The organism is Alicyclobacillus sendaiensis NBRC 100866 (assembly GCF_001552675.1).
Lineage (GTDB): Bacteria > Bacillota > Bacilli > Alicyclobacillales > Alicyclobacillaceae > Alicyclobacillus > Alicyclobacillus sendaiensis.
The window spans coordinates 1-25,302 of record NZ_BCRQ01000042.1 but is presented as its reverse complement, the minus strand read 5'-3'; the positions used below and the strand labels follow the sequence as shown (position 1 = coordinate 25,302).

The 25,302-nt window shown below is 65.0% G+C and carries 27 protein-coding genes and 1 riboswitch; of the genes, 21 read left to right on the top strand and 6 right to left on the bottom strand.

Annotated elements, in window-relative coordinates:
* The first annotated feature begins 133 nt into the window (after positions 1–133).
* Positions 134–412, top strand: a complete 279-nt coding sequence (locus tag AS26_RS14235; protein WP_157068472.1) for a hypothetical protein — start codon at positions 134–136, stop codon at positions 410–412.
* A 76-nt stretch (positions 413–488) separates the two neighbouring features.
* On the opposite strand, the gene AS26_RS09370 is transcribed toward AS26_RS14235, so the two are convergent.
* The gene (locus AS26_RS09370) at positions 489–959 is read right to left on the bottom strand and encodes a DinB family protein (RefSeq protein WP_062308807.1); all 471 of its coding nucleotides are present in this window, start codon (positions 957–959) and stop codon (positions 489–491) included.
* A 142-nt stretch (positions 960–1,101) separates the two neighbouring features.
* On the opposite strand from AS26_RS09370, the gene AS26_RS09365 reads away from it, so the two are divergent.
* From AS26_RS09365 to AS26_RS09345, 5 genes are all read left to right on the top strand, one after another.
* Entirely contained in the window at positions 1,102–1,938 is an 837-nt protein-coding gene (locus AS26_RS09365) for an undecaprenyl-diphosphate phosphatase (protein WP_062308805.1), read from the top strand.
* Positions 1,939–2,074: 136 nt separating this feature from the next.
* Positions 2,075–3,271: an MFS transporter gene (locus tag AS26_RS09360; protein WP_062308803.1), complete on the top strand. Its 1,197-nt coding sequence runs from the start codon at positions 2,075–2,077 to the stop codon at positions 3,269–3,271.
* A 209-nt stretch (positions 3,272–3,480) separates the two neighbouring features.
* Positions 3,481–4,419, top strand: a complete 939-nt coding sequence (locus AS26_RS09355) for a DMT family transporter (RefSeq protein WP_062308801.1) — start codon at positions 3,481–3,483, stop codon at positions 4,417–4,419.
* Positions 4,420–4,519: 100 nt separating this feature from the next.
* Complete coding sequence (locus tag AS26_RS09350; RefSeq protein ID WP_062308799.1) at positions 4,520–5,131, top strand: VanZ family protein; 612 nt, start codon at positions 4,520–4,522, stop codon at positions 5,129–5,131.
* A complete protein-coding gene (locus AS26_RS09345; RefSeq protein ID WP_062308796.1) occupies positions 5,098–5,880 on the top strand; it encodes an SDR family NAD(P)-dependent oxidoreductase in 783 nt (260 codons plus the stop codon). The genes AS26_RS09350 and AS26_RS09345 overlap by 34 nt, the downstream gene beginning before the upstream one ends.
* 78 nt (positions 5,881–5,958) lie before the next feature.
* Here AS26_RS09345 and AS26_RS09340 read toward each other — a convergent pair whose 3' ends face one another.
* Positions 5,959–7,122 carry an aminotransferase class I/II-fold pyridoxal phosphate-dependent enzyme gene (locus tag AS26_RS09340; RefSeq protein WP_062308817.1) on the bottom strand — a complete coding sequence of 388 codons (1,164 nt, stop codon included), beginning with the start codon at positions 7,120–7,122 and terminating at the stop codon, positions 5,959–5,961.
* A gap of 73 nt (positions 7,123–7,195) precedes the next feature.
* Between AS26_RS09340 and purN the strand changes: the two genes are divergently transcribed.
* From purN to AS26_RS13855, 9 genes are all read left to right on the top strand, one after another.
* The gene (gene purN, locus AS26_RS09335) at positions 7,196–7,816 is read left to right on the top strand and encodes a phosphoribosylglycinamide formyltransferase (RefSeq protein WP_062308793.1); all 621 of its coding nucleotides are present in this window, start codon (positions 7,196–7,198) and stop codon (positions 7,814–7,816) included.
* Between the two features lie 30 nt (positions 7,817–7,846).
* Positions 7,847–8,833 (top strand): NAD(P)H-quinone oxidoreductase, encoded by a 987-nt coding sequence (locus AS26_RS09330; RefSeq protein ID WP_062308791.1) that lies wholly within the window; start codon positions 7,847–7,849, stop codon positions 8,831–8,833.
* Between the two features lie 145 nt (positions 8,834–8,978).
* A complete protein-coding gene (locus AS26_RS09325; protein WP_083516049.1) occupies positions 8,979–10,454 on the top strand; it encodes a PTS mannitol transporter subunit IIBC in 1,476 nt (491 codons plus the stop codon).
* A gap of 3 nt (positions 10,455–10,457) precedes the next feature.
* Positions 10,458–12,476, top strand: coding sequence for a BglG family transcription antiterminator (locus tag AS26_RS09320; protein ID WP_062308789.1), 2,019 nt, complete (start codon positions 10,458–10,460; stop codon positions 12,474–12,476).
* A gap of 6 nt (positions 12,477–12,482) precedes the next feature.
* Positions 12,483–12,911 carry a PTS mannitol transporter subunit IIA gene (locus AS26_RS09315; RefSeq protein WP_062308787.1) on the top strand — a complete coding sequence of 143 codons (429 nt, stop codon included), beginning with the start codon at positions 12,483–12,485 and terminating at the stop codon, positions 12,909–12,911.
* A complete protein-coding gene (locus AS26_RS09310) occupies positions 12,908–14,059 on the top strand; it encodes a mannitol-1-phosphate 5-dehydrogenase (protein ID WP_062308786.1) in 1,152 nt (383 codons plus the stop codon). The genes AS26_RS09315 and AS26_RS09310 overlap by 4 nt, the downstream gene beginning before the upstream one ends.
* Before the next feature lie 30 nt (positions 14,060–14,089).
* Positions 14,090–14,359 (top strand): HPr family phosphocarrier protein, encoded by a 270-nt coding sequence (locus AS26_RS09305; RefSeq protein ID WP_083516048.1) that lies wholly within the window; start codon positions 14,090–14,092, stop codon positions 14,357–14,359.
* 10 nt (positions 14,360–14,369) lie between these two features.
* Positions 14,370–16,076, top strand: a complete 1,707-nt coding sequence (gene ptsP / locus AS26_RS09300; RefSeq protein ID WP_062308782.1) for a phosphoenolpyruvate--protein phosphotransferase — start codon at positions 14,370–14,372, stop codon at positions 16,074–16,076.
* A gap of 187 nt (positions 16,077–16,263) precedes the next feature.
* Positions 16,264–16,524: a hypothetical protein gene (locus tag AS26_RS13855; RefSeq protein WP_083516047.1), complete on the top strand. Its 261-nt coding sequence runs from the start codon at positions 16,264–16,266 to the stop codon at positions 16,522–16,524.
* A 64-nt stretch (positions 16,525–16,588) separates the two neighbouring features.
* Here AS26_RS13855 and AS26_RS09295 read toward each other — a convergent pair whose 3' ends face one another.
* Together AS26_RS09295 and AS26_RS09290 are read right to left on the bottom strand one after the other, a co-directional pair.
* Complete coding sequence (locus AS26_RS09295) at positions 16,589–18,259, bottom strand: ATP-binding cassette domain-containing protein (RefSeq protein WP_062308779.1); 1,671 nt, start codon at positions 18,257–18,259, stop codon at positions 16,589–16,591.
* Complete coding sequence (locus AS26_RS09290; RefSeq protein WP_062308776.1) at positions 18,189–19,136, bottom strand: ABC transporter ATP-binding protein; 948 nt, start codon at positions 19,134–19,136, stop codon at positions 18,189–18,191. Before AS26_RS09290 ends, AS26_RS09295 begins: the two co-directional genes overlap by 71 nt.
* 106 nt (positions 19,137–19,242) lie before the next feature.
* On the opposite strand from AS26_RS09290, the gene AS26_RS09285 reads away from it, so the two are divergent.
* Positions 19,243–19,836, top strand: coding sequence for a biotin transporter BioY (locus AS26_RS09285; protein ID WP_062308773.1), 594 nt, complete (start codon positions 19,243–19,245; stop codon positions 19,834–19,836).
* A gap of 137 nt (positions 19,837–19,973) precedes the next feature.
* Positions 19,974–21,596, top strand: coding sequence for a putative bifunctional diguanylate cyclase/phosphodiesterase (locus tag AS26_RS09280; protein ID WP_062308771.1), 1,623 nt, complete (start codon positions 19,974–19,976; stop codon positions 21,594–21,596).
* Positions 21,597–21,713: 117 nt separating this feature from the next.
* Here the strand turns inward: AS26_RS09280 and AS26_RS09275 are convergent, their stop codons facing one another.
* Positions 21,714–22,067: a DUF5684 domain-containing protein gene (locus tag AS26_RS09275; RefSeq protein ID WP_083516046.1), complete on the bottom strand. Its 354-nt coding sequence runs from the start codon at positions 22,065–22,067 to the stop codon at positions 21,714–21,716.
* A 156-nt stretch (positions 22,068–22,223) separates the two neighbouring features.
* Here AS26_RS09275 and AS26_RS09270 point away from each other — a divergent pair, with 156 nt between their 5' ends.
* From AS26_RS09270 to crcB, 4 genes are all read left to right on the top strand, one after another.
* Positions 22,224–23,183 carry an alpha/beta hydrolase gene (locus AS26_RS09270; protein ID WP_245629700.1) on the top strand — a complete coding sequence of 320 codons (960 nt, stop codon included), beginning with the start codon at positions 22,224–22,226 and terminating at the stop codon, positions 23,181–23,183.
* Positions 23,184–23,188: 5 nt separating this feature from the next.
* A complete protein-coding gene (locus AS26_RS09265; protein WP_062308810.1) occupies positions 23,189–23,974 on the top strand; it encodes a 3-hydroxybutyrate dehydrogenase in 786 nt (261 codons plus the stop codon).
* Between the two features lie 42 nt (positions 23,975–24,016).
* Positions 24,017–24,079, top strand: a riboswitch (Fluoride riboswitch).
* 68 nt (positions 24,080–24,147) lie between these two features.
* On the top strand, positions 24,148–24,564 hold the full coding sequence (locus AS26_RS09260; RefSeq protein ID WP_062308768.1) for a fluoride efflux transporter FluC: 417 nt from the start codon (positions 24,148–24,150) through the stop codon (positions 24,562–24,564).
* Complete coding sequence (gene crcB / locus AS26_RS09255) at positions 24,561–24,926, top strand: fluoride efflux transporter CrcB (protein ID WP_062308765.1); 366 nt, start codon at positions 24,561–24,563, stop codon at positions 24,924–24,926. Before AS26_RS09260 ends, crcB begins: the two co-directional genes overlap by 4 nt.
* 18 nt (positions 24,927–24,944) lie before the next feature.
* Here the strand turns inward: crcB and AS26_RS14435 are convergent.
* Positions 24,945–25,302: hypothetical protein (locus tag AS26_RS14435; protein ID WP_169793485.1), on the bottom strand; the 358-nt coding region annotated here is incomplete at its 5' end.

The window sequence follows — 25,302 nt, the reverse complement described above, 5'->3', positions numbered from 1 at the left end:
ATTCCTCACCATGCGACGGGTCTCGTCGAGTGCGGGCCAAGCAGCGTCTGCTCGTACGCTCCCCCGACGTGCACAAGAGCCCCACACCCCCGGGATGTTGGTCGCGTAAGCTGACGTCAAGGGGAGATGCGGTGTGCGTCCGTTGAATCCTCTTCAGGAAAACACCATCACCAACAACATCAACACGCGCGTCACCGAGGTCAACACCGCGGTCACCCTGCTGAACACCGCCATCATGCTCGTCTCCATCGGCTTATCCCTGTATGCCCTGAGGACGGCGCGCAGGTCGCGGCTTCACACGTACGCGTCGCTGCCATCCACCCCTTCCGGAGTTCGTCGCCCCAGGCGATCCCGGCGGCTCCGGCGAGAAGGTCGCCTGCGGCAGGCGAAATCTGGTCGAAAAGACCGGTAGCAAGGTGCTTCCATCCTTGTGCCATCCAAGGAGCGAGGCCCTGCGGAGCAACGTCCGCAGGGCCTCTGCGTGTGCGTCAGGATCCGCGGTGAATGAAAAAGGGGAGTTTCTTCGCCCCCATCATTCGCGCGTACACGAACAGCTGGCCCTTGTGATGCACTTCGTGATCGATCATGCTGCCAAGCAGCACTTTGGCCGGCAAGTCCGTTCCAAAGACGGCTTTGGTCTCGACGAGTTGTTCGAACTGCTCATCGGTGATGGACGCGACGTCCGCATGCGTCCGCTCGGTGAAGGACGCAATCGCCTGCACCAGCGCCTGCTTCGTGCTGAGATCCGGCTTTTCAGGTCGTTCCGTCAGTCGTCCAGCCCTGGACGCGGCCGCGAACAGCGCACCGGTGGACAGAATGTGCCAGACGAGATCGCGAAACGACATGGCCTCATCCCATGGCTTGAAGTCAAGCTTGTCCTCGGGCACCGAGTCCACGAGCGGCGCGAGGACATCCCTGTGCGAGTGCCAATGTGCAAGCACGGACTGAGCTCTACTCACGAGACATCGCTCCCCTTTCTTACTTCGCTTCGAGCTTAGCACGATCTCGCCGAGCACAAAAGTCGAAATTAGGTGAGCGAGCGTGCAACTTCTTGTACAATGAGACCGAGACGTTATCTCAAGAAAGAAAGGCAGGCGCTGTATGCACCTACTGCAGGTCATCATTTATGGTATCGTCCAGGGGATCACGGAACTCTTCCCCATCTCGAGCGTCGGACATGCAGTCATCTTGCCGTATCTGCTGCGGTGGACGGAGTTTTCCGAGTCGAATCAATTCCTTCCGTTTGTCGTCATGCTCCACCTGGGGACAGGCCTCGCGTTGCTCATTTACTTTTTGCCGGAGTGGCTCCACCTGATCGCCTCAATTTTTGATCGGCGAAGGAAAGTTGAACGGCGCATCCTGGTCCTCATCATCGTTGCGACCATTCCTGCCGCGGTCTTGGGCAAAATCTTCGAGCACAAGCTTCAGGAACTGTTTCCTTCCGCGTTGTCCGCTTCCATTTTCCTCATCCTGAACGGCTTTGTGCTGTTCTGGGCTGATGGTATGCGGCGCAAGCGGAGACGACCGACGGCTCACATCGAGAATTTGTCCTATGGGCGCAGCTTTCTCATCGGCATCGTTCAATCGTTCGCGCTCATCCCCGGTTTTTCACGGAGCGGAATTACCATGGCGGCCGGCCTGGCGAGTGGGCTGGAATACGAGGATGCGGCGAGATTCAGCTTTCTCCTTGCGACTCCCGTGATTCTCGGGGCAGGCATTCTCGAAGTGCCGAAGATGTTGCATCAGCACAATCATGTCATGTTTCACGATGGCCTCATCGGTGGGCTGTGCGCGGGCGTGCTGGCACTGCTCAGCACGGCCTTCCTCATGCGGTACTTCGAGACCACCGAGGTGCGCGCCTTGCGTCCGTTCGGATGGTATTGTATTGTAGTGGGCGTGGTTGTTGCCATTCTGGCGGCGCTGCACATTCAGTTTTGACTTTCGGGGATCGCTGCGATGCGCGAGCGGGTGAGCCGACAGCTCGCCCGCTTTTTCCTCGTTTGATTCGTGATGCGAAATAGAGGCGCCCGGCGCTGCCGCAGGGATCAGAGAGATTCTGCAGGGGTGATGACGCGTGGCTGTGCAAGCCGTTCGCGAAAAAGGGCGGATCAACCGCGACGCTGTGTGGAGCATCAGTGGTTCCCACTTTCTCAACGATTTGTCAACAACTGGGCTCGTGCCGGCGCTGACCCAGCTGTACAAGTCCGTGTTTCATCTCAACTACACCGAGATCAGCTTGATTGTGCTTGTGTCGTATATCACATCTTCCGTGGCTCAGCCTTTGTTCGGCGCTTGGGCGGATCGCAGTCCGAAAGCCTGGATGCTGCCCTTGGGGCTCTTTTTGTCCACGCTCGGCATCACGCTGACGGGGATTGCGCCGAGCTACGGCGTGTTGCTCCTGATGGTGGCCATCAGCGGCCTGGGGTCCGGGGCGTTTCACCCGGAGGCCTCGCGCGTGGCGCATCTGGCGGCGGGGCGGGCGAAGGGCCTCGCGCAGGCCATTTTTCAGGTCGGCGGAAACGGCGGGCAGGCGATTGGACCGCTCATCGTGTCGCTGGTCATTCTTTCGGCGGGCATGCACAGCATCCTTTGGATGTTCGTCGGCGTGGCCCTGGGGCTGGTGCTCACGTTGCGCCTGTATCCGTGGTACAAGGAGGCCCTTCGCGACTATGCGAAGGTGCGCAGGACCATCGAGGGCGAGAACCGCATTGGGGCCGTCGTGCTGCTCGTGGTCGTGATAGTGCTTCGCTCGTGGTGCCAAATTGGCATTGCGCAGTTCATGCCGTTTTATTACGCCCACAAATTCGGGATGTCGTATCAGTTATCCGATGCCCTGATGTTCATGTTTTTAGGTGCAGGCGCACTCGGGACGTTCATCGGGGGCGCCCTGGCGGATCGCATGCCGAAACAGCGGATCCTTCTTCTGTCGATGCTGTTGTCCATTCCGTTCGCGTTCGGGCTCCCATTCCTGCACGGCGCCTGGGCTGCGGTGGCACTGTTGCCGTTTGGATTCTTCATCCTCTCGTCGTTCGCGGTCACGGTCATCTACATGCAGATGTTGTTGCCGCGCAACGTCTCGCTTGCGTCTGGGCTCACCATCGGTTTCGGGGTGGGCGCTGGCGGCATTGGTGCGACGTTCTTCGGCGTTTTGGCCGATCACGTCGGACTCACGAGTGTCCTCTACATTCTGATGGCGCTCCCTATCGTCGGCGCCATCCTCTCCGCGTTTCTTCCCGTCGATGGGAAGGGCGGATCGCTTGCTCGCGCTTGACGGATCGCCCTGCGCCGCTCTTACAGAGCGGTGCTTTTCTTTTCTACGGGTTATCGACAGGTTGGGTCGACCGGGGTACGATGGAGGCGAATGGGAGGTGGCGACGTTGCCAGCGCACTTTGAACTCGACGTGCCCCGCGCCCTCCGCTGAAGGCGAGGGGACAGCCCTTCGCCAGAATTCCACGTACATCGGGCGGAGGGATAGGAGCATGAAAACTTCTTCGTGGATCGGCGGCTTGTGTCTCGCGCTTGCGGCTTCCCTTTGGGGCGGGACGTATGTGGTCAGTAAAGCGGTGATGGACTGGGTGGATCCGTCAGCCCTCATCTGGCTGCGGTACGCGCTGGGCGTGATCGCGCTTGGTGGAATGGGCTTCTTGCGGCGAGCGAAGTGGCGGATGGCGCCCCGCCATTTCGCTATCGTCGTCGCCGTCGGCCTGGTGGGCTACGCGCTCTCGATCTGGGCGCAATTCGTCGGAACGGAATGGTCGACGGCGCAAATCGGCGCGGTCATCACGTCGGGCACGCCGGCGTTTATGGTCATCTTCGCGCGCTTGCTCCTCGGCGAGCCTATCACGTGGAGGCGGGCTGCGTCGGTCGTTCTCGCGACGCTCGGCGTGGTGGTCATGATTGGCGTCGGGCATCAGGCGAATCACCGGGTGCTTTGGGGCGGGCTGGTTTTGCTCCTTGCGGCCGTCACCTGGGGGCTTCAGTCCGTGCTCGTGAAGTGCATTCCCTCTGAATATTCCTCTGTCGTCGTCACGGCGTACGCGATGCTCGTCGCGCTGGCCGCGATGACGCCTGTCGGGTGGTCGCACATGCCGCGCCTCGGGACCATCCTGGGCCACACGTGGGTGTGGTTAGGGATTTTGTATCTCGGCGTGCTGTCCACGGCGGGTGCGTTTCTCCTCTGGAATGAGGGGTTGCGGCGTATGCCCGCGGGGTCGGGCGGCGTGTACTTCTTTCTGCAGCCGCTCGTGGGGACCGCCCTCGGATGGCTTGTGCTCGGTGAAACCGTCACGGCCTCGTTTTGGGTCGGCGCCCTGCTCATCCTCGGGGGTGTTGCGCTTGTGGTCCGCGAGCCAGAACCTGCTGCAAGGCCTGTGAAATGGGTTTCCTCACCCTTCAAAAACGGGTCTCAGGACTCATGACGGCCGCGGCTTGCTGCGCTACGATTTGTGCTGGTTGACATGCTGGGACCGGAGGGCGGCGCCGTATCGCCCTCCGGCCGCCAAGCCCTGGAGGAAAGGCATGATCACGTTTCTCCCCTTTGGCCTCGTGCTCTGGGGGGTGTACATGGCCTGTTGGGTGGTGCGCGCCGCGGTGAAGCGGTGGCGTTTCGAGTGGCGGGCCATGTGTGCGCACCAAGCGTTGTTCCTCTACGCGCTGTGGATGGTGCGCGTCGCGCTCTTTCCCATCCCCATGCACGGGGTGCCGTCGTGGCCGGAGATCGATCTGTCGCCCTGGGAGACGTTGAAGAGCGCACTGAACGTGCGGACCGGCGTGTGGCAGCTGTTCGCTCGGTCCATCCTTCAGTTTGTTCCGCTCGGCGCGGCCCTTCCCGCGCTGTACGCCTCGATGCGCCGACTGTCACTCCTTCTCATGGTGTCGTTTTTTGCTGGTTCCTTCCTTCAGGTGGCCGGACTCATCATCTCGGCTCGCATCGGCATTCCCTATCGGTTGTTCGAGGTCGACGACATTCTGTTCAACTGCGTGGGCGCGGCCATAGGTTTTGGCTTGTGGCGTGCCTGGTCGTTCATTCGCGTTTCTCGGCCCGCATCCGCTACACTGAAGGGGACGGGTGACATGCCACGAGGGGAGCGAGGCACATGGATCTTGGACTCAAAGGCAAAATCGCCGTGATCACTGGGGCCTCCAAGGGCATTGGCCTCAGGACCGCAGCATTGCTCGCGATGGAGGGCGCCGATGTGGCCATCTGCGCGCGCACGGAGGCGGCCCTGGACGAGGCCAGGCGCGCCATCAAACAGGCTTCAGGGCGGCGCGTCTTTGCCATGCCCATCGATGTCCGCGAGGCGCAGGCGTGCGAATCGTTCATCGACGCGGTGGCGGAGACGTTCGGACGGATCGACATTCTGGTGAACAACGCGGGGACCGCCAACGCGCGGGACTTTCTCTCCGTGAGCGACGAGGACTGGCAGGGCGATCTCGACCTGAAGTTGTTCGCCGCCATTCGCTGTTCGCGCCGGGCGGTTCCGTACATGCAGCGGCAGGGCGGTGGCGCCATCGTCAATGTCACGGCCATCGGCGGCAAGACCCCAGGGCCATCTTCCATGCCGTCTTCCGTGTCGCGGGCGGCGGGCATCGCGCTGACCAAGGCCATGAGCAAGGATCTCGGCAAGCACGGGATTCGGGTCAATGCGGTCTGCATCGGCCAGATTCGGAGCGATCAAATCGAGAAGATGTGGAAGGCACAGCGGCCGGATCTCACGTGGGAGCAGTTTGCTCGCCTGCCCGAGCACAACATCCCGCTGGGGCGAATCGGGGACACCGACGAGGCCGCGCGCGTGATCGCGTTCCTGGCGTCCGACGCGGCTTCATATGTGACGGGCGTCGCCCTGAACATCGACGGCGGGCTCGCGGCCATGTGGTGACGTCGCGAGCGCAACAGAGCGGGCGGCGCGCATGAGGCGGGGCGCCGCCCGCAAGTCGGCGCGCTGGCGTGAGGACGGTTATCCGCGGGATTCGCGGAGCCACGCGCCGATGCGCCGCGCCGCCTCCACGAGCGTAGGGATGTCGTGCACAAACGCCATGCGGACATGCCCCTCGCCGCGCGGCCCAAATGCGATGCCCGGCGTCACGGCGACGCCGGTCTCTTTGAGCAGCGCGAGCGCGAACGGGTACGAGGGTTGGCCGCCCGGCGTCTCTGCCCACAAGAACATGGTGGCTGCCGGTTTGCGCACAGGCCAACCGGCTTCGGCGAGCGCTTCACAGAGCGCATCGCGCCGCTCGGTGTACACGGCCCGCTGCCGTTCGTAGCCGTCCCACGGCGCGGTGAGGGCCGCGATGGCCGCGCGCTGCACAGGCAAAAATACGCCAAAGTCGATGTGCGACTTCAGTTTGCGCAGGGCGGCGAGGGCGTCCGGGCGCCCGACGGCGTACGCGATGCGCGCGCCGGCGAGGTTGTACGTCTTCGAGAGCGAGTTGAACTCGATGGCCACCTCTTTGGCGCCCGGTATGGACAACATGCTCACAGGCTTTACGCCGTCGAACACGAGTTCCGAGTAGGCGAAGTCGTGCACGAGCAGGAGATCGTGCTGCTTCGCCAGCGCCACCGCGCGCTCGAGCGTGTCTCTCGTGGCAATCGCGGCGGTCGGGTTGGATGGGAAGTTGAGGATCATGAGCTTCGCCTGTTGCCACACCGCCGGCGGGATGGCGTCGAAGCGGGGCTGAAGCGTCTCAGCGTCCACGGGGATGGGCTCCACGCGCGCGCCTGCCAGGCGAACCCCTGCGTCGTAGATGGGGTATCCCGGGTCGGGAATCAGGGCGAGATCGCCCGGATTCAGAAAGGTGAGCGCCAAGTGGCTCAGCCCGTCCTGCGATCCGGCGAGCTGGAGCACCTCCCGCTCGGGGTCGAGGGTCACGCCGTATCGCTCGTAGAACTGCGCCACCGCCTCGTGGAACTCCGGCAGCGCGGTGATGGCGTACCGGTATTCGCGCGGGTCCTGCGCGGCGCGAATCAGGGCTTCGATGGCGTGCGGCGGCGGAGGGAGATCGGGCGAACCGACGCTCAGGTCGATCACGTCGAGCCCCTTTTTGCGCCGCTCGTGAGCCGCGATGGCCAGGTCTTGGAACACGCCGTCCGGCAGTTGGTTGAGTCGCTCCGATGGTGTCATGCTATCGTCCTCGCTCGTCAATGGGGAGTTCTCTATCAGGATACACGCATTCAAAGGGGTGGAATAGTCACCGATGCGAAAAATCGCGTTCCTCGCCTCCCACAACGGATCCGGCATGCGCTATCTGCTCGAGGCCCGGGCGCGCCACGAGATTGACTTTGACCCCGTGCTCGTGGTGAGCAACAACCCAGGCAGTCCGGCGCTCGCGCACGCGCAAGAGCGGGGCATCCGGACCATGGTCATCAATGAGAAGCGCTGCGGCGGTTCGGCGGAGGCGGATCGCGCGCTGTGCGAAGCCTTGCGTCAGGTCGGCGCGGAATGTGTGGTTCTCTCCGGCTACATGAAGCGCATCGGGCCGACGACGCTCTCCGCCTACCGAAACCGCATCCTCAATATTCATCCGAGCCTACTGCCCAAGTTCGGAGGGTCCGGCATGTACGGCATGCGCGTGCACGAGGCCGTGATCGAAAGCGGCGAATCCGTCACCGGCGCGACGGTGCATCTCGTGGATGACGAGTACGATCACGGCCCGGTGCTGGCGCAGGTCGAGGTGCCCGTCCTCCCGGGCGACACGCCTGAGCGCCTGCGAGCGCGCGTCCTCGAGGTGGAAGGGCCGCTGTATTTGCAGGTGCTGCAGAAGATTCAGCGGGGCGAGATCGATCTGGATGCTTTTGGAGCGGCCGCGACCGTGTGATACGATGGAGAGCGAAGGGGAGGCGACGAGATGCTGGCGGTCATCATGAAGCAGTTCGGCGGCCCGGACGTGCTCGAAATCGGCGAGGTGGAGACGCCCGCGCCGGGCCCCGGCGAGGTCTTGGTGCGCGTTCGCGCGACGGCTCTGAATCGGGCGGATCTCTTGCAGCGGCGCGGCCTGTACCCGCCTCCGCCGGGAGCGTCGGAGATCCTGGGCCTTGAAATGGCCGGAGACGTGGAGGCGCTCGGGCCGGGCGTGACATCGGTCCAGGTGGGCGATCGCGTCGCGGCGCTTTTGCCCGGCGGCGGGTATGCGCAGTACGCGGTGGTGCCGGCCGGCATGCTGATTCGATTGCCGGACAACCTTTCGTACGAGCAGGGCGCGGCGATTCCAGAGACCTTTCTCACCGCTTATCTGAACCTGTTCGTGCTCGGCCGCCTGAGTCCAGGGGAGACGGTGCTCGTGCACGCGGGGGCGAGCGGCGTCGGCACGTCGGCCATTCAGCTCATCCGGCTAGCCGGCGCGCGGAGCATTGTCACGGCCGGTAGCGCCGAAAAAATCGCCAAGTGCCTGGAGCTCGGCGCGAAGGCGGGATGGAACTATCACGACGGATCGTTCGTCGACTTCGTCCGCCGGGAGACCGACGGACGCGGCGCTGACATCATTTTCGACTTCGTCGGGGCGCCCTACTTTCACGACAACCTGCGCGCGCTGGCGGTGGACGGGCGGCTCATCGTCATCGGCACCATGGGCGGCACCAAGGTCGACGGGTTCGATCTCGGCCACATCCTCGCAAAGCGGCAGCAGATCATTGGGACAACGCTGCGCTCCCGCAGCCTGGAGGCGAAGATTGAGCTCACGGGGGCGTTTGTGGCGTTCGCGTATGACGCGCTGGCGAAGGGCGAGATCGCGCCGGTGCTTGATAGGGTGTACGACTGGCGCGATGTCCGCGCCGCGCACGAGCGGATGGAGGCGAATCAGAACATCGGAAAAATTGTCCTGAGGGTGACGGACTGACGCACGGTGCCTCACCCTGCCGGCGCTCTTCGGGCCTGACGCGATGCTTCGTGTCAGGCCTGAATTTGTTTGCGTTGATGCGGGTGCGAAGGGCATGTATCGTGTTCGACAGAAAGCGATTACACCTGTCGAAGGAGGGCGCAACGTGGCGACCCAGGCTGCAGCACAACCGATTGCGTCGAGCGGCCGGGCTCGGGCGGCGATGCAAAAGTTCGGCGGCTTTCTGGCCGGCATGGTCATGCCGAACATCCCGGCGTTTATCGCGTGGGGTCTCATCACCGCGTTCTTTATTCCCACGGGCTGGACCCCGAATGCAAAACTCGACCAACTGGTCTCGCCCATGGTCTCATTTCTGATTCCCGTTCTCATTGGTTTCACCGGCGGACGCCTCGTGTACGGCATCCGCGGGGGCGTCGTCGGCGCCATCGCGACGGCGGGCGTGGCCATTGGCGCTTCTCAGCCGATGTTCATCGGCGCCATGGTCATGGGGCCGCTCGGCGGCTACCTCATCAAGCAGTTCGACCGCGCGGTCGAAGGTCGCATCCGCGCCGGGTTTGAGATGTTGGTGAACACGTTTTCCGCGGGCATCCTCGGCGCGGTGCTGGCCATCCTCGGATTTCTGGCCGTGCAGCCCGTGATGGATCGCGTGTCGGCCTGGCTGGGCGCGGCGGCCGTGTGGGTGACCAACGCGCATCTGCTGCCGCTCATCGCCATCTTCATCGAGCCAGGGAAGGTCCTGTTTTTGAATAACGCCATCAACCACGGTATCCTTGAACCCATTGGGGTGGAGCAGGCGAAGGAGACAGGGAAATCCATCTTCTTCTTGCTCGAAACCGATCCGGGACCGGGCCTCGGCCTGCTCTTGGCCTACTGGGCGTTCGCGAAGGGCGCCATTCGCCAGTCGGCGCCGGGTGCGATTTTGATTCAGTTCTTCGGCGGCATTCACGAGGTGTACTTCCCCTACGTTCTGATGCGCCCCATCCTCGTGCTGGCGGTGATCCTGGGCGGCATGGCGGCGGACACGACGTTCATGCTGCTGCACGCCGGGCTCGTGGCGACGCCGTCGCCGGGAAGCATCTTCGCCGAGATCGCCATGACGCCCAAAGGCGGCTACGTCCCGGTGCTGTCGGGCATCTTCGTGGGCGCGCTGGTTTCGTTCCTCGTGGCTTCGTTCTTCATCCGCCGCGCCCGCGACGAGATGGACGAGGGTGCCCTCGCGTTTGCGCAGGCGGTGGTACAGGACATGAAGTCGCAGTCGAAGTTCGCCCCGTCCGGGCAGGCCGCGGCACCGACCCCTGCGGATCAAGCGGGCTTCGAAGCCCAAACGCTCGTGCGCGTGCCGTCGGCCGTGTACTTCGCGTGTGAGGCCGGCATGGGATCGAGCGCGATGGGAGCCTCCATCCTCAAGAAGCGGCTGCAGGAGGCGGGGTATGACATCCCCGTGCACCACGTGCCGGTGAATCAGCTGCCGCCCACCGCAGAGGTGGTCTTCACGCAGGCGAGCTTCGAAACGCGCGCACAGCAAGTCGCGCCGAAGGCGAAGATCTACTTGGTGCAAAACTTCTTGAACAAGGCGACCTACGACCAGTTGATTGAGGATCTCGAGCGGCTGAAGGGATGAGACATGGCGAACGAGTTGACGGATCGCCAAAAGCTCCTGCTCTTCGAAATGATGCGGCGCTCGGAAGGCGTGGATCCTTCCGAGGCTGCGCGCCGTTTGGACGTCAGCCGCCGCACGCTGCAGCGCGACCTGCGCGCCGTGGCGGGCTGGCTGCGCTCGTTTCGGGGGCGGATCGAGAGCCAGGGCGGGAGGCTGTGCCTCGTGGCTTCCCCGCAGGAATTGGCGCGCATCGAGGCGGCGCTTGGGTCGGTGAACGCGCGCACTGTGGCGTTCACGCCTCGCCAGCGCGCAGCCCTTCTCGCCCTGTGGCTCCTCGCGGAGCAGGGTCCGCTCAAACTCGCCTATCTGGGCAAAGTTCTCGACGCCGCGCCCGCGAGCTTGAGCGGCGATTTGAACGATCTCGCGCCTTGGCTGCGCGCCCGCCGCATGACGCTCGTGCGCAGGCAGGGCTTCGGCGTGTTGGTCGAGGGCAGCGAGGTGGCCAGGCGCGAAGTCATGGCTGACATCGTCTATGAGCAACTGTCTCCGTATCAACTCGCGTGCATGATCACGCGAGAAGGCGATCTCAGCCATCCCGTCGCGCGCTGGCTTGTCCAATGTGTCCATGAGCCGATGCTCCGGGCCATCGCCGATGCGGTCGAGGCCGTGTTGGGCGCCGTGGAGCCGCCGGTCGAGGAGGCAGATCGCGCGGAGGTCTGGCTGTACGCGGTGATCCAGTGCCTGCGGGTCGCCAGGGGAGGGCTGGTGCAAGGCGCGGATCTCGGCGAGGGGGCAAGGCCGGGCGACGTTGCGCTCGCGAAGGACCTGTTGACGAGCGTGGCGCAGGCGGCGGGCCTCCCGCGCCTCGCGGTGGAATCAGAGATCCGGTACATGGCCAGGCACCTCGCCGGCCTGCGCGTGCGCCTGGATGACGACTTCCGGCTCCTGCCGTCCAATGTGACGGCGCTCGATCTCGCCCATCGGTTTGTGCGCGCGGTCGAGGAGATCACGCAGTTGCCGTTCGCGTCGGATCATCTGCTGATGAGCGGGCTGGCCCAGCATCTCGCGCCTGCGCTGGATCGCGTCCAGGCTCGCCTGCCTATCCGAAATCCGCTGCTGGAGATGGTCAAAGCGAGATACCCAGATCTTTTTGCCGCGGCGACGTCGGCGGCTGACGAAGTCTTTGCCGCATATGGGCTGCGGCTGCCGGACGAGGAAATCGGCTTTCTCACGATGCACCTCGGCGCTTCCCGGGAACGCCAATTGGCGGAGGAGAAGTGGCGAGCGGTCATAGTCTGCCCACACGGGCTCAGTTCCGCGAGGCTGCTCGCGAGCCGCGTTCGCAAGGAGTTGCCCGAGATCGCTGTGCAAGAGGTGGCGTCCGCGGCGTCCGCCGCGCACTGCGATGCCGATCTCGTCCTGTCCACGGTTCCGCTGCCGGAGTCGGACGTTCCCGTGGTGGTCGTGTCGCCCTTTCTCACGGAACACGATCTCCGCGCGGTTCGGGCGGCCCTGGCGAAGCTCGAGCGGCCCACGCTGGCCGCGGCGAATCCTGGCGAATCGCTGCCAGGCGCAGCCACGTGGGCCATGCGGCTCGCTTCGTCGGTCAGGACGTCGACGCTTGTCGCGCAGACCATGGACGACGTCATGCAGCTCGTGGGGCTGGATCTCGTCCGGCTCGGTCGCGCCTCGGATGCCAAGCCGATTGTGGCCGCCATTGAGCGCAGGGAGCGGTTGGGGAGCGTGGTGTTGCCGGGGCGCCAGCTCGCGGTGTTGCACGCGAGGACCGATGCGGTGAACGGCCCGTTTGTCGGCGTCTACCGCTTGTCGCGGCCCATGTGGACGCGGGGCGTGGGAGGGGACGAGCCGGTGTCGGTCGTCTTGGTCCTCCTGGCGCGCGTGCAAGAGGATGCGAGCGCCATCGAGGGCCTCGGCCGCATCTCGGCTGCTTTGGTGGAGTCGGAGGCATTGGTGGAGGCGCTGAAATGCGCCGACGAAGAGGAAGTTCGACGGCGGCTGTATGAGGCGATGGTAGGGGAGTGACGGAACATGGTGAAGTTGGACGCTCGCCACGTGGCGCTGAACTTGGGTTCTGAGCCGAAAGAAGATGCCATTCGCAGGGTGGGCCAAATGCTCGTGGATCTCGGCCATGTGGATGCGCCGTACGTGGACAGCATGCTCGAGCGCGAGGCCTCGACCACCACGTATATCGGCAACGGGATCGCGATTCCGCACGGCATGCCGGATTCCGTGCAGTACATTCGGACGTCCGGCGTTGTCGTGGCGCAATACCCTGACGGCGTCGATTTCGGCGGGGAGAAGGCGCGGCTCGTCATCGGCATTGCGGGCAAGGGCGAGGAGCACATGGAGTTGCTTTCGCAGATCGCCACTGTTTGCATGGACGAGTCAAACGTCGAGAGGCTGGTCCAGGCGTCGTCGGTGGACGAGATCGTGCAGATTTTGGAGCGCGTATCATGAGGCGGGCGCTGCACTTTGGCGCGGGCAACATCGGCCGCGGGTTCATCGGCTGGTTGCTCGCCGAAGCCGGATTTCAGGTGACGTTTGCGGATGTCGTGCCGGGGCTCGTGGAGGAGCTCGCGGCCAAGCGAAGCTACCGCGTCGTTCTGCTCGGCGAGGAGAAGCGCGTGGTGAGGGTGGAAGGCGTCGACGCGGTCCTGCTCGGCTCGGAGCGGTGCGTCGAGCTTGCGGCGACGAGCGACTGGATCACAACGGCGGTCGGGGTTCGGCATCTCGAAGGCGTGGCCGCGGTGTTGGTAGAGGGATTTCGCCGCCGGATGCGCGCGGGCGAAACGGGGGATGTCACGGTCATCGCGTGCGAAAACGCGGTGCGCGCGACGTCCCAACTCCGCCAGCACGTCGAGCGGCTGGCAGACGAGGCGCTGCGCGAGTTCCTGGGTGCGCACGTGCGCTTCCTCGACGCCGCGGTGGATCGCATCGCGCCGAACCGCGAGGGACACGCCGAGGACGCACTCGACGCCGTGGTGGAGTCGTACTACGAGTGGGTGGTGGAGTCGAGTCCCGTGCCCGGCGCGCCGCAGGGCATTTCGTGGGTCTCCGACCTGAATCCGTACCTCGAGCGCAAGCTGTACCTGGTGAACGGCGCGCACGCCGCGATCGCGTACCTCGCCCATCTGCGCGGGATTGCGACCATTGGCGAGGCGCTTAAGCACCCGGACATCGAGCAGCACGCGGCCCGTTTCCAGGACGAAGCGGCGCGCGGGCTGGTGCACCGCCACCCCGCATTCGCGCTGGCCGATCTCGCCCAATATGCCGCGAAGGTCCGCGCCCGCTTCGCCAACCCTTACGTGATCGATCAGGTGGCGCGCGTCGCGCGCGATCCGCTGCGCAAGCTGGCCCCGGGCGAGCGCCTGGTGGGCCCGCTCATGGCGGCAGCCGAGGCGGGCAGCGAAACGTCGGCCATTGAGCGAGCCGTCGCGTGCGCGCTGTGCTACCTGGACGAGGGCGACGAATCGTCGGTTGACTTGCAGCGGCGCATCGCGGCGGAAGGCGTGGAGCAGGTGGTTCGCGACGTTTGCGGCCTCGAGGGGAAGCTGCTTCACGGCGTCGTGGCCGCGTACGAAACGCTGAAATCCCTCACGGCGTAAAACGAGAGAAGTTCACAGGAGGTCATGGAGATGGCAATGGCACAGCGGGAAATCGAACTCAAGAACCCTTCCGGGCTACACGCCCGTCCGGCTTCGCTGTTTGTGGCGGAGGCGAATAAGTTCCAATCGGAAATTTTCCTGGAAGCCAAGGGCAAGCGGATCAACGCCAAGAGCATTCTCGGGCTGTTGTCGCTTGCCATCGGGCAAGGCACCGTCATCAAGATTGAAGCCGAGGGCGACGACGCGGAACAGGCTGTCGCGGCGTTGTGCGATCTCGTCGCCTCCGGGTTCGGCGAGTGAGGTGACCAGCATGAGCACCGTGTACCGCGGCGTAGCTGCGTCGGACGGCGTGGCGGTGGCCAAAGCCTTTGTGCTCGACGCGAGCGAGCCGTCCGTCGAGCGCGTGGAAGTGGCGGACCCCGAGGCGGAGTGGGCGCGCGTCGAAGGCGCCATCGCCGCCGCGAAGGAGGAGCTCGAAGCGCTGCGCCGGACGGCGCTTGACAAGTTGGGCGAATCTGAGGCACAGCTTTTTGTCGCGCACGCGCAGATGCTCGAAGACCCGGAACTCACGGGACAGATTCGCCAAGTGATTGAGGCGGAGCGCGTCAACGCCGAGTGGGCGGTGAAGAGCGTGATCGACACGCTGGTGGGCCTCTTCGACGCGCTCGACGACGAGTACATGCGCCAGCGCGCGGCGGACGTCCGCGACGTGGGCAGCCGCCTGCTCCGCCACCTTCAAGGCAGTGCCGGGACGAGCCTGGCGGAGCTCGCGGAGCCCGTCGTCCTGGTGGCGCGCGATCTCGCCCCGTCCGACACGGTCCAACTCAATCCGGCGCTCGTGCGGGCGTTTGTCACCGACATCGGCGGGCGCACCTCGCACACGGCCATCATGGCGAGATCGCTCGGCATCCCGGCGGTGGTGGGGCTCGGCGACATCACGGCGCGCGTGGAGTCCGGACAGGTCCTGGCCGTGGACGGCACCGAAGGCGTCGTCGTGGTGCAGCCGGACGAGGATGAGCTTCGGCGCTTCTCGGCGCAGGTGGAGAAGCAGCAGGGGGAGCGCGCCAGGCTGGCCGCGCTGCGCGACGCCGAATCCGTCACGCCGGACGGGCGCAGGGTCGAGATCGCCGGGAACATCGGCACGCCCGCCGAAGTGGCGCAGGTGTTGGCCCAGGGCGGGGAAGGCATCGGGCTTTTCCGCTCCGAATTCCTGTACATGAATCGCGACACGGCGCCGACGGAGGAGGAGCAGTTCGCGGCCTACAAGGAAGTGGCGGAGGCGATGCAGGGCCGCCCGGTCATTGTGCGCACGCTTGACGTCGGCGGCGACAAGGGCATCCCGTACTTGGGCCTGCCGCGAGAGGACAACCCGTTCCTCGGGTATCGTGCCATCCGCGTCTGCCTGGATCAGAAGGAACTGTTTGCGGCGCAGCTTCGCGCCATCCTGCGCGCGTCGCACTACGGGAAGCTGCGGGTGATGTTCCCGATGATCGCGACGGTGGAGGAGGTGCGGGCGGCCAAGCGCGAACTGGAAGCGGCGAAGCAGGCGCTGCGCGCAGAGGGCGTGCCGTTCGACGAGGAGATGGAAGTGGGCATCATGATCGAAATTCCCGCGGCGGCCGTCATGGCGGATCGCCTGGCGGAAGAGGTCGACTTCTTCTCCATCGGCACGAACGATCTCGTCCAGTACGCGCTCGCGTGCGATCGGCTGAACGAGCGGATTTCCCATTTGTATCAGCCGCTCAACCCGAGCGTGTTGCGGCTGGTGAAGATGGTGATTGACGGGGCGCACGCCGCGGGCAAGTGGGTTGGCATGTGCGGCGAACTGGCGGGCGATCCGCGCGCGACCGCGATTCTCCTAGGCCTAGGGCTGGACGAGTTCAGCATGAGCGCTGGCTCCATCCTCAAGGTGCGCGACGTCGTGCGCAACACGCGCTATGAGGACGCGAAGGCGCTGGCGGCTCGGGCGCTCGAGGCGGATACCGAGGCCGACGTGCTGAGGTTGGTGCAAGGCTGACATGCGGCCGATGGCCGCGACGGCTTCCGAAGCGCCCGCGGGGTGCATCTCCCTCGCGGGCGCAGTTGCGCCGAACGATGACGGTTGTCGTGTGCGCTTGCAGTCCGCGCGTGTGCTCTGCTCTCGCGTGCCTACGCATTGCGTTCACCACTGAGTCACCGCTCGGCACGCAGGAGTTCAAGTCGATGTGGAACGCGTCCACCCAGGACTTCGTCAACTACGTCGTGGCTACGGTCAAGGACGATCCGGCCGGTCAGCGGTCCCTGGACCTGCGCTCGACATCAACGGCCAGGTGGTCGGGATGGCGAATGGCACGGTCCTCGTGGATCCATCCTCGCACAAGCCCACCACGTTCATGGCGATGTCGGATGTCGCCAAGATTCTGAACGATCTCGGCCTGAAGTACACGTGGGGCGGCTCGACGCTCAACATCATGACCTCGATGTGAGCCGCGCACCAGGATATCGCCACGACACCTCAAACGGAAGCCCGGCGATGGATTTCGCCGGGCTTCAGCGCGTCCAGATGAGGAGTGCGATGCTGACGAGCGCCATGGCCGTCGCGGTGACGTCGCGCCCGCTCACTCTCCACGGCGGCAGGATGGCGGATGGGGGCGTGATCTCAAACAAGCGGCGCGCCTCCATCGCGTCCGCGGTCGTCTCGCCGAAGCGGAGCATGCGGATGACAAATGGGGCGATGACGTTCGCCACGTCCACGAGCGCCCGCCAGGTGTTGAGCGCGCGGCCCGCGTTCTGCAGGCGCACGCGGTATGCATACCACTGTTCTCGGTACATCACCTCGACCGCCGGGATGAACCGGGTGGCCAGCGCGCCGAACCAACTCGCCACGAGGCGCTGACGGCGTGGCACGGCGCGGCGGAGCGCCCGGTCGGTGAGCGCGGCCAATTGCAGCGACGAAAACCGCGCGAGCGCCAGCTGGCCGAGCTGCAGGTAACACCAATAAGGCACGACTTCGAACCACGTGCGCTTCGCCGCGCTGAAATGAAAGGCCCACTGGGCGTGAAAGGGCGGGCCGAGTTGCAGGCCACTCACGGCGCATGCCAGGATGGCAAAGCTCGCCCAGGTCCACGTGAGGCGCAGCGTCGTTCTCAGGGGCGCGGAAAGCGCCACCAGGAGCGCGACGGAGGCCAGCACGGCGACGAGATCGCCCGCCGGCCGGTGCACGAGCGCAATGGCGATGGCCATGGCCGTGATTGAGAGCCAGCGCAGGGCCGGGTGAGATGCGCTTCGCTCGCGCTCGGCGCTTGGGGGCCCAGCTTCGCCAGCGGACGGGGCGGCGGACGCGTGGGCCGCGCCTCGGTCCGCGGACGTCCGACCGGTTTCGCCCAGCGGCTCGGCGACGGGCGCTCCATCTTCGCGCGAGACAGGCGGCGCGAGGAGCAGGGCAGCGAGCTCATCCGGCGCATAGAGGCCCGGCTTCGGCCCGCCCGCTCGGGCCAACGCCCTTGCGAGCCGGGCGGAGGGCGGGATGGGGACACCTTGTCGTTCCAGTTCCCCGGCCGACGCCGCGAACGCCTGCGGTGGCCCGTCGAACACCAGGCGCCCATCGCCCAGGGCCAGCACCCGCGTGGCGGCAAAGAGGGCGTCGTCGAGATCGTGCAGCGCCGTGATGGCGAGTCCGCCTTGCTGCACGTACCGGGCGATCTCGGCGATGATCTCCGCGCGCGAGGCGGCGTCGAGCCCGCTGGTCGGCTCATCGCACAACAGCACTTCGCCGGGTCGCGCGAGCGCCATCGCGTAGACGAACTTGCGTTGCATGCCGGTCGAGAGGCGGGACGGGAGATCGTCCGGCTGGAGATGGCCGAGGCCCAGGGGCTCAAGCCGTGGCTTCACTTGCTCTTCCCACCGCTGGCGGACGTCCGAACGGGACAGGCGAAGGCTGGCCGCGAATTCTTCCGCCGCTTGGGTGGCGAACAAGAGCCGCTCAGGGGACTGGGGGACGTAGGTTCGCCGGACCTCCGTCCGTCCGGCTGGAGGGTGGTAGGTCACTTCGCCCTCGCTCGGCGACGCCAAGCCAGCGAGTGCGTCGAGCAACGTCGACTTCCCGGCCCCGTTTCGGCCCACGAGTACAATCCATGCGCCGGGCGCTGCCTCAAACGAAAGATTCGATAGAAGGGTTGCCCCGTTGCGCGCGAGCGTCAAGGATTTGACTTGCAGCAACACGCTGCCATCCCTCCACAAACTCCTGTTCCGAGAGCGGCGAAAATTCGATGGCGAGGGCGCGCTGCACGCGGCGCGCCACCTGAACGAGGTAGGGGGGCTCAAAGCCGAGGTGGTCGCACGGCGGCAAGCCGCTGTCGGCGTAAAAGAACGCGCGCGGCGACATGGGCGCGCTCATGTGCCCGTCCTTTACCACGACCACGGCGTCCGACGCGAGGACGTCGTCCATGTCGTGGGTGACAAGGAGCACCGTTCGGCCCGCCCGCGCGAGCCCTCGCAACACCTCGCGCATGGCGGCGCGGGCGTCGGGATCGAGCTCCGCCTGCGTCTCGTCCAACAGGAGCACGTCGGCGCCGGATGCGAGCGCGCCGGCCACTGCGAGTTTCGCCATTTCCCCGCCGGACAGTTGATCGACCGGACGCTGAAGCGCGGTTGAGAGCCCCACCAGATGCATCCACCGCCGAACTTCGGCATCGAGCGACGCCCCATCGGGCGGCGGATCGCCAAGATGCGCCGCCCGCGCAGCGATGGAGATGGCCAGTTCCTCCAGAACCGTCTGGCCGACAAAGCTCGCCGCCGGAGGCTGAAAGGCCATCTGCACGCGCCACCTCGCCGTCTGCCAAGGCTCGCCGTGCACCCATACCTCCCCTTGAAAGGGTGCAAGTCCGACGAGCGCCCGAAAGAACGTCGTCTTCCCCGCGCCATTCGGGCCGACGAAGGTGACCCATTGGCCATGGCCGATCTCGCCCGACACGTCGCGCAGCACAGGTCGTGAAGCGCCGGGCGGGGCGACGCGGAGGTCCTTCCACGCCAGGGCGGGCGGCTGCGCGTTGGACTCGTTCCTCAACTCCGTGACATTGGACTGCGTGTTTTGCGGCATCGAACGGCCTCCGCTCATCCCGTGGTTGTCTTTTGCGGCTATTGTCAACTATAATCCAATCGTAAGTTAACAATATCACATATTATCGGAGGAGTGGTCAAGTTTCATGGCCAAAGTTCGCGGTCTCATCTTCTGCGCCCTCTTCATCGCCATCTTTGCCGTGCTGAGCTTGGTGCAGATCCCCGTCGGTTCTGTACCCATCACGTTGGAGACGCTCGTCGTCCAGGTCTGCGCAGGGTTGCTCGGACCTTGGTACGGCGCGCTCACGTTTGTTCTGCTCATTGTACTGGATCTCATCGGACTTCCGCTCATCGGCGGGCACGCGGGCCCAAGCCTCATGCTCGGCCCGACGGCAGGCTACATCTGGGGTTGGCCGTTCTGCGCGCTCTTCGCCGGCCTCGCCATTGCGCGCGTGCGGCCCGGATCGCGCGGCGAGATCGTCAAGCTCATCGCCATCCTGTTTGTGCTGGGCGATCTCGTCTGTTACATTCCGGGGGTGCTGTGGCTTCGCCACGTGGTGCCTTCGCTCAGGCCTTGGGGATCTGCGCTCGCGGGCGGCATGTGGCCCTTCCTGCCGGGCGACTTCGTCAAGAGCGTGATTGCGGCCATCATCATCGCGCGCGTCCGGCGCGTGTATCCGACGGAGCGCATCCTCCACGGCCAGCGCGCGTTGATGGACTCGGGCATCGCGGAGTCCTGAGCGACTCGCACGCCCTCGTTTCGGGACGGGCCCTCGCTTCTTGGGAAGCCGAGGGCTCTTTCCATGTCTTGCGCATGCAGGATTTCCGATCTCGCGGCGCGAAGTACACGTGTAGACACCGCATAGGAGGCGGGACGATGCGGGCGTGGTTGAAATGGCTTCTTCTTCGGCCGCTCGCGACCGAGTATCGCCTGCTGACGTATATGGTGGTCATGCAGGTGATTGTCTTCGTGATGGTTGCGGCCATCGCCCTGGATGCGGCGAGTGGCGTGAGCGCGCTGGCGCACTGGGAGGAGGTGCTGCAGCACGACGGGCTCCCCATTCTGCGCAAGCTTGCGGCGCGGCCGCTCGTCATCACGCTGTGGATTTCGAGCATCGGCGCGGTGCTCGTCCTTGCGTTTTCCATGTTCGTGTATCGAGAGTTGTTCCTCGATCTTCGCCGCAAGCGGGAACTGCGCAAGCGCCTTGCCCACGAATCCAGCCACGACGCCCTCACGGGTCTCCTCAACCGCGCGTATTTCATGGACTACTTCGAATACGCGGTGCGCGCCGCGGAGCGGGATGCCGATCGATTGGCCCTCCTGTACCTCGATTTCGACCGATTCGAAGCGCTCAACGCGGCGTTCGGCTATCGGGTCGGCGATGAAGTTCTGCGCGATGTCACGCGGCGCTGGCAGGAGGAGAAGCGCAGCTCGGACATTCTGGCCCGCCTCGCGGGCGATGAGTTTGCCGTCCTCATGACCCACGTGGGACGGGAAATCGACGCCCTCGCCATGGCCCACCGCCTCATGGCCGCTTGTCGGCAGGCCGAAACCGTATCGAGCCGGTTCGATCTCGGCGTCTGCGTCGGCATTGCCTTCTTTCCGGAAGACGGAAATACGCCAGACCTGCTTTTGCGCAAAGCGGAACTCGCCGCCCAGCGCGCCAAGCGGCGCGGGCGGCATCAGGTCTGTTTCTACCGGGAGTCTTTGTCGGATGCGATGTCGCGGGCGGATCGCCTGAGAAACGAGTTGCCTCGAGCCATCGCGCGAGGAGAGATTTACGTCGTGTATCAGCCCATCGTGGATGCATCCACCCTGTCGTGGGTGTCCGTTGAGGCGCTCGTGCGTTGGCGGCACAAGGAGTGGGGCGAGCTCGGCCCCGGCGAATTTCTGCCCATCGCGGAGGAAGCGCGGCTCATGCCGGCCATCACGCGGCGGGTGGTGGAGGAGGCCATCTCGAGCCTCGCGAAGTGGCGCCAGAGCGGGTTGTCGCTCACCCTCTCCTTGAACATCTCCGCCCAGGACTGCCAACTGTACGGCGATCTCGTCGACGACCTCTCCCGTGCAGTGGCAGAGTATGGCTTGAAGCCGGAAGACGTCGAGATCGAGCTGACGGAGCAGTCGCTGATGGAGCACGCGGCGGAGGATCTGGTGCGGGAGCTGTGCGAACGAGGCTTTCGAATCGCGCTCGACGACTTTGGCACCGGGTACGCGTCGCTGGCGTACTTGCGGCGGTTTCAGGTGACCCGGATCAAAATTGACCGGAGTTACGTGGCGCGCCTGTTCACAAATGACTATTACGAGCGGCTCATACGCGCCGTCATGGCACTCGCGGGGGAACTGGGGCTCGAGGTCACGGCCGAAGGTGTGGAGACCGAGGAGCAGGAGGCGCTCCTGCGGGCGATAGGCGTCAACCGCCTGCAGGGGTTTCGGTACGGGCGGCCAGCCAGCGCGTCGGCCCTGCAGGAGGTGGCGGCGGGGCGCTCGGATGCGCCCTAGCTAGGCTGGGCGAAATGGCGCCCCATCCTCCGAAGTGGCCTCTTGACGCCGTCGATTCGGGCCAGCGATGGCAAAAGCCCGCCTGGCTCACGCGCGCCAAGGCGGGCTGTGGAGCCATCAGGCCCAGAACCCCACGTACTGAGTCTCCTTTTCGAATCCCCACACAATCCAGATGATGTTGTACACGAAGGGGACGAGCATCCACCACACGTTCCAGCCGCTGTGCCCAAACGCGCGGCACAACTTCACCTGCCAGATGATGAAGAAGATCACATTGACAATGGGCACAAGGAGAATCAAGATCCACCAGGCGCTCTTCTGAATCATCTTGAGCTGCAGCACCATGTTCAGCACAGGTACCCAGGCGAACCACGCGATGTTCGCGAGCTCCGCTTTCTTGGCGAGTCGGTAAAAGGCCATGGACGTGAGAATATAAAGTGCGATGTAAATGAGATACACGAGGACCAGCACCCCATCACCCCCTTCCGGCGGCTGCAACGGCCTCAAAAGTCAACGTATGCTCGCGCTCGCATCTTATGAAATTTCCAGCTGCTTGCCTAGAGCCGGTCTTCCAATCACGGTCTGTGCGCGCGGCAGGATCGGACGGCGAAAGCGCGAATCCATTACGTGAATCGCTGCGGAAAGACAAGGAGGGGCTACGCCTACGCCGCCTGCGACAAGGCGACCCCAGGCCTGGCTTTGCGCGATCCCGCCCGTTCCATGGCCGAGTGGGAGCATTCGTACGTCCAACTCCTTGAGGTGACGAAGCGCGCGCTCGGCCTCCGCTTTGCGCAATTGCCACACCGCACCTTCGCGCTCGGCGTGTCGAACGGCGGCTACGTGGCGCGCATCCTGGCCGAGCGGCATGCGGACGAGATCGACGGCGCCGTGGATTGGGAGGGCGTGCACTGGGACTCGGAAGGTGAGCACCTGCTGAAAACGCTTCCGGAATGGGTGGCCGGGTTCGCCGCGTACGCCCGAGCCCAGGGTGCCGAGCGAAGTCGGCTGCGGGAGCGCCTTGTGGAACTCGGTCTCCCGCCCGGTGCCGAGCGCCACTGGGCCATCTATCACCAGATGTACTGGCTCGTCACGCTCTGGCTCTACGGCCGCAATCTGGATCCCGACTGGCCAACCTTCGCGCTCCCTTGGTCGAACGACTGGCTGCAGGATCCGGCCGATCTCGCGTCTTATCCCGCCGACGAGCGGGCTTCCTGCGTCGCGTCCCGCATCCGCCCCATCGCCAACACCGGCCGGATTGGCGCGCCACTCATCACGGTGGCGGGCAACTGGGACTGCCTCTTGCCCTTTGCCCATCATCAGGCGGCGTATACCGCCAAGGTCGCCGCGGCCGGCTGCGCGCACCTGCACCGGCTGTACGAGATCGACCGAGGCAATCACGTGGACGGGCTGTTGCGGCTCGATCGCGGCGATGAACAGCCGGTCCTTCCGTATTTTGAGGCGGCCTTTACGCGCCTCGAGCGCTGGGTGGAGCGCGGCGAGGAGCCGCCGCCAAGCGGCCTGTACCGCGCGGTTGACGTCCTCGCAGGGGGCGCGGAACTCTACGCAGACACCAATTTGGAGGCGTGATGAACATGCAGATTTCTCTAGAAGGGCGCGTCGCGGTGGTCACCGGTGCCGCGAGCGGGATTGGACTCGCCGTCGCCACGGCCATGGCCGAAGCGGGGGCGCGCGTGGTGTTGTCGGATCTGCGGCAGGATGCGGCGGAGGCGCAGGCTCAGGCGCTCTCGCGGCGCGGGCTGGAGGTGACGGCCGTTGCTGCGGACGCCTCGGACGAGGGCGAGATCGACCGGCTGTTCGCGCGCGCGGAGGCGCGGTACGGCGGCGTGGACATCGTGGTCAACAACGCCGGCATGCAGCACGTGGCGCCCATCGAGGAGTTTCCGGCGGATGTGTTTCGCAAGATGGTGGATCTCATGCTCACGGGGCCGTTTTTGAGCATCAAGCGAGCGCTGCCGGGGATGAAGGCGCGCGGGTTCGGACGGATCATCAACATGGCCTCGGTCAACGGGCTCATCGGATTTGCGGGCAAGGCGGCGTACAACGCGGCCAAACACGGGCTCATTGGCCTGACGAAGGTGGCGGCGCTCGAGGCGGCCGAGCACGGCGTGACCGTGAACGCGCTCTGCCCTGGCTACGTCGACACGCCGCTCGTCCGGAACCAACTGGCCGATCTCGCTCGCACCCGCAACGTCCCGGTGGAACAGGTGCTGGAGGACGTGATTTATCCGCTTGTGCCGCAGAAGCGGTTGCTCGCGCCCGAGGAGGTCGCGCACTACGCGGTGTTCCTGGCGTCCGATCTCGCCGCCTCCGTCACGGGCCAGGCCGTCGTGATCGACGGGGGATACGTGGCGCAGTAATGGATTTGTCTTTCGCAGCTCGGTCGGCTAAGATGACGGTAGAATCGACGGGGTGATGGAGCTCACCGGAACCGCCCGCGACGGGCTGATGGCTCCTGCGATGTGTGGACGGTCGTGGACAGGTCCGCGCATGGCAGGGGCCATTTTTCATGCGAGTGAAGGGGGAGAAGGGTTTGGACGAAGCGAAGAAAATCGCCGCTGTGCTGGTCGGCGGCGCGCTGGGCGGGGGACTGCGCGATCTCGTCGACGTCGCCGTGGGCCAGGTGCACCTGTTTCCGCTTGGCATCTTTGTCATCAATCTGACGGGTGCCTTCTTGCTCGGCCTCATTCAGCAACTGGCCGTGCGGCACGCGCTCCCGCACTGGCTGGTGGCAGGCCTCGGTCCGGGCGTCATGGGCGGATACACGACGTTTTCCACGTTTGCCGTCGGCGCGTGGGAGGCGCTGCGGCTCGCACCGTGGCAGGGCGTGTGGTACGTGGTGTTGACCGCCGTTCTCGGGCCCCTGTGCGCATGGTTAGGAACGAAGGCGATCCCGGCCCAGGCGACGCCCGAAGAGGAATGGGAAGCGGAAGAGGAGGTGTCGCTGTGAACGACGCCGTGCTCTGGCTGACCACGGGCGGATCCGCCATCGGGGCGGTGCTTCGATATCTCGTGGGTCAGTTCATCGGCAAGGTGAACAAAACGCCGTTTCCATGGGGAACGTGGATCATCAATATGGTTGGCACGCTGTGTCTGGCGCTTTTCACGGCGCGCCTCGTGCACGAAGACCCGCACCTTTTCGTCCTTCTCGGCGCGGGTTTTTGCGGCGGATTCACCACGTTCTCGAGCTTTTCGACGGAAACCGTGGCGCTGTGGAGAGTGAGTCGCAGCTTGGCCATCGCGTACGTGGCGTCGTCCGTCCTCTTGGGACTCGCCATTGCCGCCGTGGTGGACTTCGTCTTGCGCCATTGAGGGATGCGGCGGCGCGAGTCAGCGCGAAGACGCGTTCGTGGCCTCGTTGGACGGTCCGCCGGGCGAGGTTGTGGCGTTCAGGAGGCCGGAACGTGGGGGCGGTTGCGTGACGGGCTGTGACTTTTCGCGCGCGATCTCGCCCGGCAGCGATTCGATAAGCTTGTTCCAATCGACGTTGGAACCAACGTCTTGCTTAAATTCGTCGGTATAGTCGTCGTCTGCCACTTTCCACGCGCCCGTCGCATCCTGTTGCAGCGTCAATTGATGGACGACGCCTGGGAAGTTGGCGAGCACCGCAGGGCTGGCGGTCATATGTTCGGTTGCGGAAGGAAAAATGGAGACCGTGGCTTTGTGACGCCACAGGGTGCAGCGCAAG

What these genes read in the sequence shown, in the direction of transcription:
- AS26_RS09330 (WP_062308791.1), top strand. Translation starts at nt 7,847, where the DNA reads ATGCTGGCGGTCATCATGAAGCAGTTCGGCGGCCCGGACGTGCTCGAA.
- purN (WP_062308793.1), top strand. Translation starts at nt 7,196, where the DNA reads ATGCGAAAAATCGCGTTCCTCGCCTCCCACAACGGATCCGGCATGCGC.
- AS26_RS09265 (WP_062308810.1), top strand. Translation starts at nt 23,189, where the DNA reads ATGCAGATTTCTCTAGAAGGGCGCGTCGCGGTGGTCACCGGTGCCGCG.
- AS26_RS09355 (WP_062308801.1), top strand. Translation starts at nt 3,481, where the DNA reads ATGAAAACTTCTTCGTGGATCGGCGGCTTGTGTCTCGCGCTTGCGGCT.
- AS26_RS09345 (WP_062308796.1), top strand. Translation starts at nt 5,098, where the DNA reads ATGGATCTTGGACTCAAAGGCAAAATCGCCGTGATCACTGGGGCCTCC.
- AS26_RS09315 (WP_062308787.1), top strand. Translation starts at nt 12,483, where the DNA reads ATGGTGAAGTTGGACGCTCGCCACGTGGCGCTGAACTTGGGTTCTGAG.
- AS26_RS09350 (WP_062308799.1), top strand. Translation starts at nt 4,520, where the DNA reads ATGATCACGTTTCTCCCCTTTGGCCTCGTGCTCTGGGGGGTGTACATG.
- AS26_RS09280 (WP_062308771.1), top strand. Translation starts at nt 19,974, where the DNA reads ATGCGGGCGTGGTTGAAATGGCTTCTTCTTCGGCCGCTCGCGACCGAG.
- AS26_RS09320 (WP_062308789.1), top strand. Translation starts at nt 10,458, where the DNA reads ATGGCGAACGAGTTGACGGATCGCCAAAAGCTCCTGCTCTTCGAAATG.
- AS26_RS09290 (WP_062308776.1), bottom strand. Translation starts at nt 19,136, where the DNA reads ATGCCGCAAAACACGCAGTCCAATGTCACGGAGTTGAGGAACGAGTCC.
- AS26_RS09305 (WP_083516048.1), top strand. Translation starts at nt 14,090, where the DNA reads ATGGCAATGGCACAGCGGGAAATCGAACTCAAGAACCCTTCCGGGCTA.
- AS26_RS09340 (WP_062308817.1), bottom strand. Translation starts at nt 7,122, where the DNA reads ATGACACCATCGGAGCGACTCAACCAACTGCCGGACGGCGTGTTCCAA.
- AS26_RS09365 (WP_062308805.1), top strand. Translation starts at nt 1,102, where the DNA reads ATGCACCTACTGCAGGTCATCATTTATGGTATCGTCCAGGGGATCACG.
- AS26_RS09310 (WP_062308786.1), top strand. Translation starts at nt 12,908, where the DNA reads ATGAGGCGGGCGCTGCACTTTGGCGCGGGCAACATCGGCCGCGGGTTC.
- AS26_RS09285 (WP_062308773.1), top strand. Translation starts at nt 19,243, where the DNA reads ATGGCCAAAGTTCGCGGTCTCATCTTCTGCGCCCTCTTCATCGCCATC.
- ptsP (WP_062308782.1), top strand. Translation starts at nt 14,370, where the DNA reads ATGAGCACCGTGTACCGCGGCGTAGCTGCGTCGGACGGCGTGGCGGTG.